The following is a 16,624-nucleotide window of genomic DNA, read 5'->3' on the forward strand; positions in this document are numbered from 1 at the left end:
GTCGCTCCTTAATCGCCAACAGTGAGAGTAATGTGGCAAGTTTGCTTCTCGATACGATTACCACGGCCTTTAGCGCGCGCAGAAAAACGTTTCAGAGAAGGGCCTTTGTCCACATAAATCGTTTTCACTTTGAGAGTGTCGATATCGGCACCTTCATTGTGCTCGGCATTGGCAATAGCCGACTCAAGAACCTTCTTAATCAAAACAGCACCCTTTTTAGGGCAGAAGGCCAGAATATTCAGCGCCTGCTCTACGGGCTTGCCACGAACGAGGTCTGCGACAAGACGCGCTTTTTGAGCTGAGAGGCGAGTGTTGCTTAGTACAGCAGATACTTGCATTTCTTCACCTTATCGCTTGGATTTTTTGTCCGCGGCATGACCTTTAAAAGTACGGGTCAGAGCAAACTCACCCAACTTATGGCCAACCATGTTTTCATTCACGTACACAGGAATGTGCTGTTTGCCGTTATGCACAGCAATAGTCAAGCCAACAAAATCTGGCAAGATAGTAGAACGACGCGACCAAGTTTTCACTGGACGCTTATCGTTGTTAGCACGTGTTGTTTCAACTTTCTTCAGCAAGTGCAGGTCAACGAAAGGACCTTTTTTCACGGAACGTGCCATGTTGCATTACCCCTTGTTCGCGAAGCGACGACGTACAATCATATTGTTCGTGCGCTTGTTACGGCGAGTGCGATAGCCCTTAGTAGGTTGACCCCACGGACTAACTGGCACGCGACCTTCGCCTGTACGACCTTCACCACCACCATGTGGGTGATCAACAGGGTTCATTGCAGTACCACGAACCGTTGGACGAATACCCAACCAACGCTTAGCACCGGCCTTACCGTACGAACGCAAGCTATGCTCGCCGTTACCAACTTCACCGATCGTTGCACGGCAATCTACGTGCACCTTCCGGATCTCGCCTGAACGCAAACGCAACTGAGCGTAAGCACCTTCACGAGCCAGCAACTGAACACTTGTACCCGCCGAACGAGCGATTTGAGCACCCTTACCTGGCTGCAACTCGATACAGTGGATTGTTGAACCCACTGGAATATTGCGGATAGGCAAAGTGTTACCCACTTTGATTGGCGCATCTGAACCAGACACAACAGTCATACCAGCCGTCAGACCTTTTGGCGCAATAATATAGCTGCGCTCACCGTCAGCGTAACAAAGCAGAGCAATGTTTGCAGTACGGTTTGGGTCATACTCAAGGCGCTCAACTTTAGCCACGATACCGTCTTTGTTACGACGGAAGTCGATCAGACGGTAATGCTGCTTGTGACCACCACCGATATGACGAGTAGTGATATGACCATTATTGTTACGGCCGCCAGTCTTAGACTTTTTCACCAACAAAGGCGCGTAAGGCGCACCTTTATGGAGGTCAGGGCTAACAACTTTAACAACCGCGCGGCGACCTGGTGATGTCGGTTTTACTTTAACCAAAGCCATTTCTCAGTCTCCTTATTGCGCAGAAGCCAAGTCAATTTCCTGACCGGCAACCAAGCTAACGTAGGCTTTCTTCCAGTCTTTACGACGACCAGCGGTGCGGCCGAAACGTTTAGACTTACCCTTCACGTTAATTGTTGTTACAGCATCTACTTTTACTTTGAACAAAAGTTCAACCGCAGCCTTGATTTCAGCTTTAGTAGCATCAGTAGATACGCGAAATACAACCTGCTCCGATTTTTCAGCCAGCATTGTGCTTTTTTCAGACACAACAGGCGCCAAAATCACTTGCAGCAGGCGATTTTCTGCGAATTTGATCATGCGAACATCTCCTCAAATGCCTGAAGAGCCTCACGAGTCAAGACCACTTTCTTGAAACGCACCAAGCTAACTGGATCGGCTTGCGCTGGCTCAAGCACGAGAACGTGCGGCAAATTGCGCGAAGCAAGATACAGATTCTCATCCAACTCTTTCGTCACAATCAGCACGTTATCCAACTGCATTTCAGCCAATTTCTGGGCAAATGCTTTGGTTTTTGGCGCCTCAAGAACAAAAGAATCAACCACCAACAAACGATCTTCGCGCACCAATTGCGACAGAATAGTCGCAATACCAGCACGGTACATTTTGCGGTTAACTTTCTGAGAGAAGTTTTCGTCAGGGCTATTTGGGAATGTTTTACCACCACCACGCCACAAAGGCGAAGAAGACATACCAGCGCGCGCACGGCCAGTCCCTTTTTGACGCCAAGGTTTTTTCGTGGTGTGTTTTACATCAGTACGGTCTTTTTGAGCGCGATTACCACTACGCGCATTAGCGAAGTAAGCAGTAACGACTTGGTGCACGAGTGCTTCGTTAAATTCACGACCAAACAAAGAATCCGAACCAGCTACAGCTGCTTGAGCTTCGCCTTTGAGATTAACAGACTTAAGTTCCATTACGCACCCACCTTCACGCCCGGACGAACGATAACTTGATTGCCCTTAGAACCTGGCACGCCACCTTTAACCAACAGCAATTGACGCTCAGCATCAACGCGCACGATTTCAAGGTTCTGTACAGTACGCTTAGCATTACCATGCTGGCCTGCCATGCGCTTACCAGGAAATACGCGACCCGGATCTTGCGCCATACCGATAGAACCAGCAGAGCGATGTGAAACCGAGTTACCGTGAGAAGCACGATTAGAACTAAAGTGATGGCGCTTGATAACACCAGCCCAACCCTTACCCTGGGTTGTACCAGTTACGTCAACAATCTGACCAACACTAAACAATTCAACAGAAAGTGCATCACCAGCCTTCAGACCAGCGATTTTTTCAGCAGACAAGCGGAACTCAACAAGAGCCTCACCAGCTTCAACACCTGCAGCAGCAAAATGACCCGCTTCTGCTTTATTTACGCGACCAGCTTTCTTTTCGCCGAAAGTAACTTGAACAGCCGAGTAGCCATCCACTTCCTGCGTTTTGATTTGCGTGACGCGATTTGCGGCCATATCAAGCACCGTCACGGGGATAGACAAACCATCCTCCGCGAAGACGCGAGTCATGCCGACTTTGCGACCTACAAGACCTAAGCTCATAGTTATTCCCTTTATCAAGGGCCAGTTACGATTGACTGGCTATGACCATTAAAAAAATAAAACGGACTTGCCATTAAGAAATGGCAAGTCCGCGATACTAACACATAATTTCTTTTAGCCGCAAGCACTTAGCCTGCAAAAAAAATTAGTTCAGCTTAATTTCAACATCAACACCGGCAGGCAGATCTAGCTTCATCAAAGCATCAACAGTTTTGTCGGTTGGATCAACAATATCCATCATGCGCAAATGAGTACGGATTTCAAACTGATCTCGCGAAGTTTTATACACGTGCGGCGAACGCAAAATGTCAAAGCGCTCAATTTTGGTTGGCAATGGCACAGGACCCTTAACAACCGCACCTGTACGTTTTGCAGTTTCGACAATTTCTTGAGCCGAACGATCGATCAATGAGTAGTCAAAAGCCTTCAAACGGATACGGATTTTTTGGTTTTGCATTTTAAATTCCTATTATTCGATGACTTTAGCAACAACACCAGCACCGACCGTACGACCACCCTCACGAATCGCAAAGCGCAGGCCTTGCTCCATCGCGATTGGTGCAATCAGAGTTACCGTGATTGATACGTTATCGCCAGGCATCACCATCTCAGTACCTTCCGGCAAGCTGATCGCACCAGTCACGTCCGTAGTACGGAAGTAGAACTGTGGACGGTAGTTACTGAAGAATGGTGTATGACGACCACCCTCTTCTTTTGACAAAACGTAGATTTCTGATGTGAATTTAGTGTGCGGCGTGATTGAGCCCGGCTTAGCCAATACTTGACCACGCTGAACGTCTTCACGCTTAGTACCACGCAACAACGCACCAATGTTGTCACCCGCTTGACCTTGGTCCAGCAATTTACGGAACATCTCAACGCCAGTACAAGTTGTCTTAACTGTTGGCACAATACCAACGATCTCGATCTCTTCACCAACCTTAACAATACCGCGCTCTACACGACCCGTTACTACAGTACCACGACCAGAGATTGAGAATACGTCCTCAACTGGCATCAGGAAAGTACCGTCAACTGCGCGCTCTGGCAGAGGAATGTAGGTATCCAGCGCTTCAGCCAAGCGGAAAATTGCTGGCTCGCCGTATTCGCCCTGATCACCTTCCAGTGCTGCACGTGCAGAACCAGTAATGATTGGAGTGTCATCGCCTGGGAAGTCATATTTAGACAACAGATCACGAACTTCCATCTCAACCAGTTCCAACAACTCAGCGTCGTCAACCAGGTCAGCTTTGTTCATGAACACGATGATGTATGGAACACCAACCTGACGAGACAACAAGATGTGCTCGCGAGTTTGTGGCATAGGACCATCAGCAGCAGAAACCACCAAAATCGCGCCATCCATCTGAGCCGCACCGGTAATCATGTTTTTCACATAATCCGCGTGACCTGGACAGTCTACGTGAGCGTAGTGACGAGTCTCTGTTTCGTATTCAACGTGCGCGGTATTAATAGTAATACCACGCGCTTTTTCTTCTGGAGCACTGTCGATTTGTGAGTAATCTTTAGCTTCGCCACCGAATTTGCGAGACAAGATTGTCGTGATCGCTGCAGTCAGGGTGGTTTTACCATGGTCAACGTGACCGATTGTACCCACGTTAACGTGCGGCTTGGTCCGCGTAAACTTTTCTTTAGCCATTCTTAAATATCCTTAAAATTATTTCTTAGCCATGATTGCGTCAGCAATATGCTTAGGCGCGATTGAGTAATGCTTAAATTCCATCGAGTATGTTGCACGACCCTGCGACATAGAGCGCAAAGTAGTCGAGTAGCCAAACATCTCAGACAATGGAACTTCGGCCTTGACCATCTTGCCACCAGCAGGATTATCATCCATACCTTGCAAAATACCGCGACGAGACGAAATATCACCCATGATGTCGCCCATGTAGTCTTCTGGCGTCTCGATCTCAACAGCCATCATTGGCTCGAGAATCACTGGACCCGCACGACGCATAGCTTCTTTAAATGCCAACGAACCAGCCAACTCAAACGCAATTTGCGAAGAGTCAACGTCGTGGTAAGAACCAAACGTCAAACGAACCTTAACGTCAACCACAGGGAAACCAGCCAACACACCTGATTTCAGCGTATTTTGAATACCCTTATCAACCGAAGGAATGAATTCACGAGGAATTACACCACCCTTGATCTCATCAACGAAGCTATAGCCATTACCTTCACCAGCCGGCTCAATGGTAATCGTACAATCACCGTACTGCCCCTTACCACCTGACTGCTTAGCATGCTTACCTTGCACATCCGCCGCGATTTGAGTAATCGTTTCGCGATAGGCAACTTGAGGAGCACCTACATTCGCCTCAACACCAAACTCGCGCTTCATACGATCAACCAAGATCTCGAGGTGCAACTCACCCATACCCGACATAATTGTCTGGCCAGTCTCTTCGTCGGTACGTACACGGAAAGAAGGATCTTCTTTAGCCAAGCGACCCAAAGCCAAGCCCATTTTTTCTTGGTCAGCTTTAGTTTTTGGCTCAACAGCTACGTGAATTACCGGCTCTGGGAATACCATGCGCTCCAAGATAATTGGATTAGCCGGATCACACAAAGTCTCACCAGTTGTCACATCTTTCAAGCCGATCGCAGCAGCAATATCACCAGCACGAACTTCTTCGATCTCTTTACGATCATTCGCATGCATTTGAACGATACGACCGATACGCTCTTTTTTGTCCTTAACCGAGTTAAGAACCGAATCACCTGAATTCAACACACCCGAATAAACGCGGAAGAATGTCAGCTGACCAACATACGGGTCATTCATCAATTTGAATGCCAGAGCCGAGAATGGCGCAGAATCAGAAGCTGGGCGAGTCGCCTCTTGCTCACGATCATCAACACCTTTCACATCATCAATATCAAGCGGCGACGGCAAGAACTCAATTACCGCGTCCAGCATACGCTGAACACCTTTATTCTTGAACGCAGAGCCGCACAATACAGGCTGGATTTCACAAGCCAAAGTCCGTGTACGCAAAGCAGCAATAATCTCTTCTTCCGACAATTCGCCAGTTTCGAGATACTTATTCATCAGGTCTTCACTGGCCTCAGCAGCAGTTTCAACCATCTTTTCACGCCACTCTTGAGCAACAGAGACTAAATCAGCCGGAATATCGCCATACTCAAACTTCATACCTTGGGATGCATCATCCCAGATAATCGCCTTCATTTTGAGCAGGTCAACAACACCCTCAAACTTGTCTTCTGCACCGATAGGCACAACAACAGGCACAGGGTTTGCTTTCAAGCGAATTTTCATCTGCTCCACAGCACGGAAGAAGTTGGCACCAGAACGGTCCATCTTATTCACAAACGCTAGGCGCGGAACATTGTATTTATTAGCCTGACGCCATACAGTTTCTGACTGTGGCTGAACACCGCCCACAGCACAATAAACCATACAAGCACCATCCAAAACACGCATAGAACGCTCAACTTCAATCGTGAAGTCAACGTGCCCTGGGGTATCAATAATATTTACCAAGTGCTCCTGAAACTGCATACCCATACCTTTCCAGTATGTAGTTGTTGCAGCAGAAGTAATGGTAATACCACGCTCTTGCTCTTGCTCCATCCAGTCCATGGTGGCTGCACCATCATGAACCTCACCGATCTTATGGTTTACACCGGTGTAGAACAGGATACGCTCAGTCGTAGTAGTCTTACCTGCATCAATGTGAGCTGAAATACCGATATTACGGTAGCGCTCAATAGGGGTCTTACGTGCCACGGCTCAATCCTTATTAGGAATACGCAATTAGAAACGGAAGTGAGCAAACGCTTTGTTTGCATCAGCCATACGATGTACTTCATCGCGTTTTTTCATCGCGCCGCCACGACCTTCAGCAGCATCCAGAAGCTCGCCAGCCAGACGCAGGTCCATCGATTTTTCACCACGTTTACGAGCCGCTTCACGGACCCAACGCATCGCCAATGCCAGACGACGGCTAGGACGCACTTCTACTGGTACCTGGTAGTTGGCACCACCGACACGGCGGCTTTTAACCTCAACAGCTGGCTTAACATTGCCAATTGCGGTGTTGAAAATTTCTACAGCATCTTTGCCAGTCTTTTTCTCGATCTGAGCCAATGCACCATAAACGATACGCTCTGCAACAGCTTTTTTGCCGTCAAGCATAACCACGTTCATGAATTTTGCGAGTTCTGTGCTACCGAATTTTGGATCCGGCAAGACGTCGCGTTTCGGTACTTCTCTGCGTCTTGGCATAATTTACTTCCTTAATGTGACATTCAGTTGGGGACTCACCCCTGGGACGCCCAAAGGGACGGCCACTTACTTGACAGCTTTTGCTCTGCGCTGCCGCACAGACTGCACCAATTACGCCTTAGGACGCTTAGCACCGTACTTAGAGCGAGATTGCTTACGATTCTTAACGCCAGCCAAGTCAAGAGAGCCGCGAACGCAGTGATAGCGAACACCTGGCAAATCCTTAACACGACCGCCGCGCAACAACACAACACTGTGCTCTTGCAGGTTATGACCTTCACCACCGATGTACGAAATTACTTCGAAACCGTTAGTCAAGCGAACTTTACAAACTTTACGCAAGGCAGAGTTTGGTTTTTTAGGAGTAGTTGTATATACACGAGTACATACACCACGTTTTTGCGGGCACGCTTCAAGAGCTGGCACTTTGCTTTTGAATGTTTCCGCAACACGACCTTTACGGACGAGTTGGTTGATAGTTGGCATTGTTTACATCCTACCGCGTTGAAAAAACCCAGCCTGAATAACAAGCAGGGGTAATTGTTTCCACAATGGAAACACTGCGAGAGGCAAAATTTATCGCCCTCGCAGCAAAAGACTTTGAATTATAAGGAATTCATCATCACAGAGTCAATGCAAACCGATAGTTAAATCGGTTTGCATTGGAGTTTTACTCGGCTATCTCACCTGACGACTCGGCGATAACTTCTGCGGCCGCCTCTGCAAACGGCATTAATGTTTCAATTTTGCTTTGCAAATGCTTCCGATTTTTATGGTACGCCAAACCGGTACCAGCAGGAATCAAGCGACCTACAATCACATTTTCTTTCAAACCGCGAAGATCATCAACTTTACCCATGATCGCAGCTTCGGTCAGAACACGTGTCGTTTCCTGGAAGGACGCGGCAGAAATAAATGAATCGGTCGACAATGATGCCTTAGTGATACCCAGCAAAATATTGTCGTACTTAGCCAGTTCTTTGCCTTCTGCAGCCAAACGGTCATTAGCAATCAACACTTCTGCCCGCTCTACTTGCTCACCCAAGATGAACTCAGAATCGCCCGAATCCGAAATCACTACACGACGCAACATCTGGCGAACAATCACTTCAATGTGCTTGTCATTGATCTTCACACCCTGCAAGCGATAAACCTCTTGCACTTCATGCACGATATAACGTGCCAAGGCTTCAATACCTTGCAGACGCAAGATATCGTGCGGATCAATCGGGCCGTCGACGATGGTTTCACCGCGGTTGACTACTTGACCATCGTGCACCATCACATGCTTATCTTTTGAAATCAGATATTCATGTGCCACGCCCTCAAGGTCTGTCAACACGAGACGCTGCTTACCTTTGGTATCTTTACCAAAGCTAGCTGTACCAGTTACCTCAGCCAACATACCGGCATCTTTTGGCGAGCGAGCTTCAAACAGTTCAGCAACGCGTGGCAGACCACCGGTAATATCGCGAGTCTTAGCTGATTCTTGTGGAATACGAGCCAATACATCACCCACACCAACTTGCTGACCGTCTTTTACCGTAATAATTGAGCCAACTTGGAACGAAATGGTAACCGGAGTATCTGTACCAGCCAATTTCATTTCATTGCCAAATTCGTCGATCAATTTCACCAATGGGCGCAAGCCTTTGCTTGAAGTGACCTTCGCTTTAGAAGCAATAACCACCAGTGTAGACAGGCCGGTTACATCATCCACCTGTTTAACAACGGTCATACCTTCTTCAACGTTCTCAAACTTCACTGTACCTGCATATTCAGTGATGATTGGACGCGAGTGAGGATCCCAAGTACCCAATACTGCGCCAGCTTTAATGACATCGCCATCTTTCACAGTCAGTGTTGCGCCGTATGGAACTTTGTGCGTCTCACGTTCGCGACCATTATCATCCAGAACCAACACTTCAGCCGAACGAGCAATAACGACAGGCTCCCCTTTGGCATTGGTGACATAACGCATATTAGAGCTGTACGCGATATTACCGTTTGATTTAGCCTCAACTTGATTCGCTGCCGCAGCTCGCGATGCCGCACCACCGATGTGGAACGTACGCATCGTCAACTGAGTACCAGGCTCACCGATCGACTGAGCAGCGATAACACCCACCGCTTCACCACTATTCACCAAGTGACCACGACCTAGATCGCGGCCGTAACACTTGGCACACAGACCATAGCGGGTTTCACATGACAGCGGCGTGCGTACCACCACTTCATCAACACCACGCAATTCGATTTCATCAACGGCGTCTTCATTGAGCAGGTAGCCAGCTTCGAACAGTGTTTCTTGTGATGATGGATCAACCACGTCTTTCACCACGACGCGACCCAAGATACGCTCACGCAAGGCTTCAACAACGTCACCGCCTTGAACAACAGCTTTCATCGCCACGCCATTTTTCGTGCCACAATCATCTTCGATCACAACCAGATCTTGCGTTACATCGACCAGACGACGGGTCAGATAACCCGAGTTCGCTGTCTTCAGTGCCGTATCGGCCAGACCTTTACGTGCACCGTGTGTTGAAATGAAGTACTGCAGTACCGTCAAACCTTCACGGAAGTTGGTTGTAATCGGCATCTCGATAATCGAGCCATCCGGCTTAGCCATCAGACCACGCATACCTGCCAGCTGACGAATCTGAGCCGCAGAGCCACGGGCGCCTGAGTCAGCCATCATGTAAATCGAGTTGAACGACTCTTGCTCGTCCTGCTTGCCATTCGCATCAGTCACAGGCTCTTTACCCAGCTGATCCATCATCGCCTTGGCGATTTGGTCACCGGCACGACCCCAGATATCGACAACCTTATTGTAGCGCTCACCCTGAGTCACCAGACCCGAGCTGTACTGTTGCTCGATTTCTTTAACTTCAGATTGTGCAGCCGCCAGCAATTCGACTTTCTTGGCTGGAACCAACATATCATCAACGCAAATCGAGATACCGCCGCGCGTTGAATACGAGAAACCGGTGTACATCAATTGGTCAGCAAACACGACCGTATCTTTCAAACCGCAACGACGGAATGAAGCATTGATCAGCTTACCGATTTCTTTTTTCTTCAATGACTTGTCGATGTGCGAGAAGTCCAGACCTTTTGGCAGGATTTCCGACAGAATCGCACGGCCAACCGTCGTATCACGACGTACCAGCTTGCTTTCCCACTCGCCGGCTTCATTTTTGAACCATTCTTTCAGACGAACAGATACGCGAGTTTGCAGCGTTACATCTTTATTGGCGTAAGCGCGCAATGCCTCGGAAACGTCGGCAAAAATAGTCAGTCGTTGACCATCATCGCTCAGGCGCTCACCTTTGGCGTATTTCGCTTCGCGGGTCATGTAATACAGACCCAAGACGATATCCTGCGACGGAACGATGATTGGCTCGCCGTTGGCTGGAGCCAATACGTTATTCGACGCCAGCATCAGCGTACGTGCTTCCATTTGCGCTTCGAGCGACAATGGAACGTGAACCGCCATCTGGTCACCGTCGAAGTCGGCATTGAATGCCGCGCAGACCAGCGGGTGCAGCTGGATCGCTTTACCTTCGATCAGCGTCGGTTCAAATGCTTGAATACCCAAGCGGTGCAGCGTTGGCGCACGGTTCAGCAGCACTGGATGCTCGCGAATCACGTCTTCCAAGATATCCCAAACCACCGGCTCTTGGCTTTCGACCATTTTCTTGGCGGCTTTAATCGTTGTCGCCAAGCCCATCACTTCCAATTTATGGAAAATAAATGGTTTGAACAATTCGAGTGCCATCAGCTTTGGCAAACCGCACTGATGCAGACGCAAAGTTGGACCTACGGTAATTACCGAACGACCTGAGTAGTCAACACGTTTACCCAGCAAGTTCTGACGGAAACGACCGCCCTTACCTTTGATCATGTCAGCCAGTGATTTCAGCGGACGCTTGTTCGCGCCAGTCATCGCCTTACCGCGACGGCCGTTATCGAGCAATGAGTCAACCGACTCTTGCAACATACGCTTTTCGTTACGCACGATGATTTCAGGCGCGCGCAATTCCAGCAGACGTTTCAGACGGTTATTACGGTTAATCACTCGGCGATACAGATCATTCAAATCTGAAGTCGCGAAACGGCCACCATCCAGCGGCACCAATGGGCGCAACTCTGGCGGCAATACGGGCAACACTTCCAGAATCATCCATTCAGGTTTGATACCTGAACGCTCGAACGCTTCCAGTACTTTCAAGCGCTTGGCGATTTTCTTGATCTTGGTTTCCGAACCGGTGCTTTCCAGCTCAGAGCGCAGACGGCTAATCTCTTGATCAACGTCCATCGACTTGAGCAATTCGCGAACCGCTTCCGCACCCATCATCGCGACAAATTCGTCACCGTATTCTTCGACTTTAGAGAAGTAGTCTTCTTCAGTCAGCAATTGACCGCGTTGCAGCGGCGTCATGCCAGGCTCGATCACGATGAACGCTTCGAAATACAGCACGCGTTCGATATCGCGCAATGCGATATCCAATACCATACCCAAACGCGATGGCAGTGATTTCAGGAACCAGATGTGCGCAACCGGGCTAGCCAGCTCGATGTGACCCATGCGTTCGCGACGGACTTTAGACAAAGTCACTTCAACGCCACATTTTTCACAAATCACGCCACGGTGTTTCAGACGTTTGTACTTACCGCACAAACATTCGTAATCTTTAATTGGGCCAAAAATACGAGCACAAAACAGACCATCACGCTCAGGCTTGAACGTACGATAGTTGATGGTTTCTGGCTTCTTCACTTCGCCAAAAGACCAAGAACGGATTTTCTCGGGCGATGCGAGCCCGATTTTAATCGCGTCAAATTCTTCGTCTTGTGCGACTTGCTTGAAGAGTTCGAGTAAGCCTTTCATTCCAATATTCTCCAGTGAGGGCAATCAGGGTATTAGCCGCAAGACCAGATCCAATCTAGCCTGCAGCCCTATACCTCACAGCAATCAATAGGTTTCCAGATCGATATCGATACCGAGCGAGCGGATTTCCTTAACCAATACATTGAATGATTCTGGCATGCCAGCATCAATGCGGTGATCACCCTTCACAATGTTTTCGTATACTTTGGTACGACCATTCACGTCGTCGGACTTCACAGTCAACATCTCTTGCAAGGTGTACGCTGCGCCGTAAGCTTCAAGTGCCCAAACCTCCATCTCACCGAAACGCTGACCACCGAACTGAGCTTTACCGCCCAATGGCTGTTGCGTTACCAGAGAGTATGGACCCGTCGAACGGGCATGCATCTTGTCATCCACCAAGTGGTGCAGTTTCAAGTAATGCATCACACCGACAGTCACTTTACGTTCGAACGGCTCACCAGTGCGACCATCATAGAGTTGCATCTGGGTTTTGCTTGAGTTGAACGACAGTTGCTGAGTGCGCGGATCGGCATCCGGATAGGCCAAATCGAGCATTTCACGGATTTCGCTTTCTTTTGCACCGTCAAATACCGGGCTAGCAAAAGTCATACCCGTATTCAAACCTTTTGCCAACTCAAGGACTTCACCATCAGTCAATGAAGCAATGTCTTCTGGCTTTCCGTTGGTATTGTAAAGCTTCTCAATATAGGCACGGACTTCAGCAAGGTTTTGCTGTTCACGCAGCATCTTATCGATGCGCTGGCCAATCCCTTTGGCCGCCCACCCCAAGTGAACCTCAAGAATCTGACCAATATTCATACGTGAAGGTACGCCCAGTGGATTCAATACGATATCCACGGTCGTGCCATCAGCCATATGTGGCAAATCTTCAACCGGCAAGATCTTCGAAACCACACCCTTGTTACCGTGACGACCGGCCATCTTGTCACCTGGTTGCAAGCGACGTTTAACGGCAACGTACACTTTAACCATTTTGATCACGCCAGGTGGCAATTCATCACCCTGCGTCAGTTTGCGTTTTTTGTCTTCAAAACGCAGTTCGAACTCAGCTTTAGTCTGGGCGATCAGGTCTTTATTGGCTTCCAGTTGACGAGCACTTTCTTCATCTGACAAACGAATATCAAACCAATCATGCTTGCTTGGCAGATCAGCCAAATATTCGGTTGTTACTGCCGTGCCTTTAGCCAGCTTTTTAGGGCCGCCATTCGCAACTTTGCCTACCAGCATGTCTTCAATACGCTTGAACAAGTCGGCTTCAACGATGCGCAACTGGTCATTCAAGTCCTGACGGTAGCGACGCAATTGTTCGTCGATAATCGCTTGTGCACGTTTGTCGCGCTCAATGCCTTCACGCGTAAATACTTGAACGTCGATGACAGTACCGGTCATGCCTGAAGGCACGCGCAACGAAGTATCTTTAACGTCAGACGCTTTTTCACCGAAGATCGCGCGCAGCAGTTTTTCTTCTGGCGTCAGCTGAGTTTCGCCTTTTGGCGTTACTTTACCGACCAGAACGTCACCCGCTTCAACTTCAGCACCGATATACACAACGCCGGATTCATCCAGACGACCGAGCATGCGCTCTGACAGATTGGAAATATCGCGGGTAATTTCTTCAGGGCCCAGTTTCGTGTCACGCGCCATGACGTTCAATTCTTCGATATGGATCGAAGTGTAACGATCATCGGCAATGACCTTCTCGGAAATCAGAATCGAATCCTCGAAGTTATAACCATTCCAAGGCATGAAGGCGATGGTCATATTCTGACCCAGAGCCAACTCACCCAGGTCAGTGGACGCGCCGTCAGCAACCACGTCACCTTTGGCAATCAAGTCGCCTTTTTTAACGATTGGGCGCTGATTGGTATTGGTGTTCTGGTTGGAGCGGGTAAATTTCACCAGGTTGTAGATATCAACACCAGCTTCACCAGCGATCACCTCATCATTGTTCACACGAACAACGATACGGGTTGCATCGACGTAATCAACCACACCGCCACGCAAGGCAGTGACTGCGGTACCCGAGTCAGTCGCGCAAGTACGTTCGATACCAGTACCTACCAGAGGTTTTTCTGCGCGCAGACAAGGAACAGCCTGACGCTGCATATTCGCACCCATCAAGGCACGGTTGGCGTCATCGTGCTCAAGGAATGGAATCAATGAGGCAGCAACCGAAACGATCTGGCTTGGCGCCACGTCCATGAACTGAACGCGATCTGGCGTTGCAACAATCGTCTCGCCCGCTTCACGGCAAGTGACCAATTCATCGATCAAATTATTGTCGTCATCAGTCTGCGCATTCGCCTGGGCAATGACGTACTTACCTTCTTGAATCGCAGAGAGGTATTCGATTTCGCTCGTCACCTTGCCGTCAATCACTTTGCGGTACGGCGTTTCGAGGAAGCCATACTCGTTAGTGCGTGCATAGCAAGACAATGAGTTAATCAAACCAATGTTTGGACCTTCCGGCGTTTCAATCGGACAAACACGACCGTAATGCGTTGGGTGTACGTCACGAACCTCAAAGCCGGCGCGCTCGCGCGTCAAACCACCAGGACCCAAGGCTGATACACGACGTTTGTGCGTGATTTCAGATAATGGATTCGTTTGATCCATGAACTGCGACAATTGCGACGAGCCAAAGAACTCTTTGACCGCAGCCGACACCGGTTTCGCATTGATCAGGTCATGCGGCATCAGATTATCTGATTCAGCTTGTGACAGACGCTCTTTAACTGCGCGCTCAACACGTACCAGACCAGCACGGAATTGGTTCTCAGCCAATTCACCCACTGAACGAACACGACGGTTACCCAAGTGATCGATGTCATCGACTTCGCCACGGCTATTGCGCAGCTCGAGCAGGATACCGATCACGGCAATGATGTCTTCAGTCGACAGGATGCCAGGACCAGTGATGCCTTTGCTACCAACGCGCTCGTAGAAACGGCGCTGCCAGCCCGGTGCTTTTTCATCCAGACGATCCGGATAAGCACGGCTGTTAAATTTCATACGGCCAACGGCAGACAAATCGTAACGGTCTTCCGAGAAGAACAGACCATTAAACAAAGCTTGAACTGCATCTTCAGTTGGCGGCTCGCCTGGGCGCATCATGCGATAAATCGCTACGCGGGCTTGCCATTGATCTTGCGTATCATCAGTGCGCAGCGTTGAAGAAATGAAACCGCCCTGATCAAGGTCATTGATATACAGCGTGGTAATTTCTTTAACTTCGTTCGCATCCAGCTTAACCAGCAAGTCTTCGGTGATTTCTTCGTTGGCTTTCGCTACGACTTCACCGGTATCTGGGCTGATCACGTCTTTGGCCAATACGCGGCCATAAGTGTAATCAAGTGGAACTTGAACACGAGTCATGCCGGCATTGTTAATGTCGCGAATGGTTTTGGCGGTAATACGCTTGTCTTTTTGCGCCAAAACTTTACCGTCGTCAGCGACGATATCAAACTTGGCCACTTCACCGCGCAAGCGATCAGACTGCAATTCCCAGAACACGCCATCTTCAGTCAAGAAGAAGGTATCTGTGTCAAAGAATTCAGCCAGAATCTGTTCAGGCGTATACCCCAGTGCTTTCAGCAAAATCGATACTGGCATTTTGCGACGGCGGTCGATACGGAAGAACAGCAAATCTTTTGGATCGAACTCAAAATCCAGCCATGAACCACGGTAAGGAATAATACGAGCCGAGAACAAGAGCTTGCCTGAGCTGTGGGTTTTACCCTTGTCATGCTCAAAGAACACACCCGGAGAGCGGTGCAACTGAGACACGATGACACGCTCGGTACCGTTAATGACGAACGAACCGTTACGTGTCATCAACGGAATTTCACCGAAGTAAACGTCCTGCTCTTTCACTTCCTTGATCGTTGGTTTTGAGGATTCGCGATCCATAATTACCAGACGAACACGGGCACGCAAAGGCGCAGCGAACGTGATACCACGTTGCTGACATTCTTTCACGTCAAAGGCAGGCTCACCTAATGAGTAATGCACAAATTCAAGACGTGCATATTCATTGTGAGAGACGATCGGGAAAATTGAGTTGAACGCAGCCTGCAAACCAATTTCACGGCGCGCCTCGATAGGCACACCTAGTTGCAGGTATTCGGAATAAGAGTCGATCTGAGTAGCCAACAGAAACGGCACTTCAAGGACACTTGCCCGCTTCGCAAAACTCTTGCGAATACGTTTCTTCTCAGTGAACGAGTATTTCATACTCATAAACTCTCCATGGGTGGGGCGCAATGGACAAACCGCAAAACGCCCGCTAACAATAAGTTGTGAGCGGTTTCTGGTTTGTCTGCTGCAAATTCTAAACTTGCTTTTAGGAATGAGCCGTAAGCAAGCCGCAGTATACAAACGCAAAAGGGCAG

13 protein-coding genes are annotated in these 16,624 nt (G+C 48.9%); all 13 read right to left on the reverse strand.

Annotation, left to right across the window (positions count from 1 at the left end; genetic code table 11):
- Window positions 1–8: 8 nt before the first annotated feature.
- The 13 genes from rplV to rpoB all read right to left on the reverse strand — a co-directional run bounded on the left by rplV (window position 9) and on the right by rpoB (window position 16,466).
- Entirely contained in the window at window positions 9–338 is a 330-nt protein-coding gene (gene rplV / locus ACG2XO_RS03010) for a 50S ribosomal protein L22 (protein ID WP_157670838.1), read from the reverse strand.
- Between the two features lie 9 nt (window positions 339–347).
- Window positions 348–623, reverse strand: a complete 276-nt coding sequence (gene rpsS, locus ACG2XO_RS03015) for a 30S ribosomal protein S19 (RefSeq protein ID WP_157670839.1) — start codon at window positions 621–623, stop codon at window positions 348–350.
- Between the two features lie 6 nt (window positions 624–629).
- The gene (gene rplB / locus ACG2XO_RS03020) at window positions 630–1,463 is read right to left on the reverse strand and encodes a 50S ribosomal protein L2 (RefSeq protein WP_410499349.1); all 834 of its coding nucleotides are present in this window, start codon (window positions 1,461–1,463) and stop codon (window positions 630–632) included.
- 12 nt (window positions 1,464–1,475) lie between these two features.
- A complete protein-coding gene (gene rplW, locus ACG2XO_RS03025) occupies window positions 1,476–1,778 on the reverse strand; it encodes a 50S ribosomal protein L23 (protein ID WP_218871426.1) in 303 nt (100 codons plus the stop codon).
- Window positions 1,778–2,398 carry a 50S ribosomal protein L4 gene (gene rplD / locus ACG2XO_RS03030; protein ID WP_410499350.1) on the reverse strand — a complete coding sequence of 207 codons (621 nt, stop codon included), beginning with the start codon at window positions 2,396–2,398 and terminating at the stop codon, window positions 1,778–1,780. Before rplD ends, rplW begins: the two co-directional genes overlap by 1 nt.
- Window positions 2,398–3,042, reverse strand: a complete 645-nt coding sequence (gene rplC, locus ACG2XO_RS03035) for a 50S ribosomal protein L3 (protein ID WP_410499351.1) — start codon at window positions 3,040–3,042, stop codon at window positions 2,398–2,400. Before rplC ends, rplD begins: the two co-directional genes overlap by 1 nt.
- A gap of 145 nt (window positions 3,043–3,187) precedes the next feature.
- Window positions 3,188–3,499, reverse strand: a complete 312-nt coding sequence (gene rpsJ, locus ACG2XO_RS03040) for a 30S ribosomal protein S10 (RefSeq protein ID WP_157670844.1) — start codon at window positions 3,497–3,499, stop codon at window positions 3,188–3,190.
- Window positions 3,500–3,511: 12 nt separating this feature from the next.
- A complete protein-coding gene (tuf, locus tag ACG2XO_RS03045) occupies window positions 3,512–4,702 on the reverse strand; it encodes an elongation factor Tu (protein ID WP_410499352.1) in 1,191 nt (396 codons plus the stop codon).
- Between the two features lie 18 nt (window positions 4,703–4,720).
- Window positions 4,721–6,817 (reverse strand): elongation factor G, encoded by a 2,097-nt coding sequence (gene fusA, locus ACG2XO_RS03050; RefSeq protein WP_410499353.1) that lies wholly within the window; start codon window positions 6,815–6,817, stop codon window positions 4,721–4,723.
- A gap of 27 nt (window positions 6,818–6,844) precedes the next feature.
- Complete coding sequence (rpsG, locus tag ACG2XO_RS03055) at window positions 6,845–7,315, reverse strand: 30S ribosomal protein S7 (RefSeq protein WP_157670999.1); 471 nt, start codon at window positions 7,313–7,315, stop codon at window positions 6,845–6,847.
- A gap of 111 nt (window positions 7,316–7,426) precedes the next feature.
- A complete protein-coding gene (gene rpsL / locus ACG2XO_RS03060; RefSeq protein ID WP_179355219.1) occupies window positions 7,427–7,801 on the reverse strand; it encodes a 30S ribosomal protein S12 in 375 nt (124 codons plus the stop codon).
- Window positions 7,802–7,985: 184 nt separating this feature from the next.
- Window positions 7,986–12,209: a DNA-directed RNA polymerase subunit beta' gene (rpoC, locus tag ACG2XO_RS03065; RefSeq protein WP_410499354.1), complete on the reverse strand. Its 4,224-nt coding sequence runs from the start codon at window positions 12,207–12,209 to the stop codon at window positions 7,986–7,988.
- An 84-nt stretch (window positions 12,210–12,293) separates the two neighbouring features.
- Window positions 12,294–16,466, reverse strand: a complete 4,173-nt coding sequence (gene rpoB / locus ACG2XO_RS03070) for a DNA-directed RNA polymerase subunit beta (RefSeq protein ID WP_410500226.1) — start codon at window positions 16,464–16,466, stop codon at window positions 12,294–12,296.
- Window positions 16,467–16,624 lie beyond the last annotated feature (158 nt).

This window comes from Chitinibacter sp. S2-10 (assembly GCF_046530675.1).
Taxonomy (GTDB): Bacteria; Pseudomonadota; Gammaproteobacteria; order Burkholderiales; family Chitinibacteraceae; genus Chitinibacter.

What these genes read in the sequence shown, in the direction of transcription:
- rplV (WP_157670838.1), bottom strand. Translation starts at nt 338, where the DNA reads ATGCAAGTATCTGCTGTACTAAGCAACACTCGCCTCTCAGCTCAAAAA.
- rpsS (WP_157670839.1), bottom strand. Translation starts at nt 623, where the DNA reads ATGGCACGTTCCGTGAAAAAAGGTCCTTTCGTTGACCTGCACTTGCTG.
- rplB (WP_410499349.1), bottom strand. Translation starts at nt 1,463, where the DNA reads ATGGCTTTGGTTAAAGTAAAACCGACATCACCAGGTCGCCGCGCGGTT.
- rplD (WP_410499350.1), bottom strand. Translation starts at nt 2,398, where the DNA reads ATGGAACTTAAGTCTGTTAATCTCAAAGGCGAAGCTCAAGCAGCTGTA.
- rplC (WP_410499351.1), bottom strand. Translation starts at nt 3,042, where the DNA reads ATGAGCTTAGGTCTTGTAGGTCGCAAAGTCGGCATGACTCGCGTCTTC.
- rpsJ (WP_157670844.1), bottom strand. Translation starts at nt 3,499, where the DNA reads ATGCAAAACCAAAAAATCCGTATCCGTTTGAAGGCTTTTGACTACTCA.
- tuf (WP_410499352.1), bottom strand. Translation starts at nt 4,702, where the DNA reads ATGGCTAAAGAAAAGTTTACGCGGACCAAGCCGCACGTTAACGTGGGT.
- rpsG (WP_157670999.1), bottom strand. Translation starts at nt 7,315, where the DNA reads ATGCCAAGACGCAGAGAAGTACCGAAACGCGACGTCTTGCCGGATCCA.
- rpsL (WP_179355219.1), bottom strand. Translation starts at nt 7,801, where the DNA reads ATGCCAACTATCAACCAACTCGTCCGTAAAGGTCGTGTTGCGGAAACA.
- rpoC (WP_410499354.1), bottom strand. Translation starts at nt 12,209, where the DNA reads ATGAAAGGCTTACTCGAACTCTTCAAGCAAGTCGCACAAGACGAAGAA.
- rpoB (WP_410500226.1), bottom strand. Translation starts at nt 16,466, where the DNA reads ATGAAATACTCGTTCACTGAGAAGAAACGTATTCGCAAGAGTTTTGCG.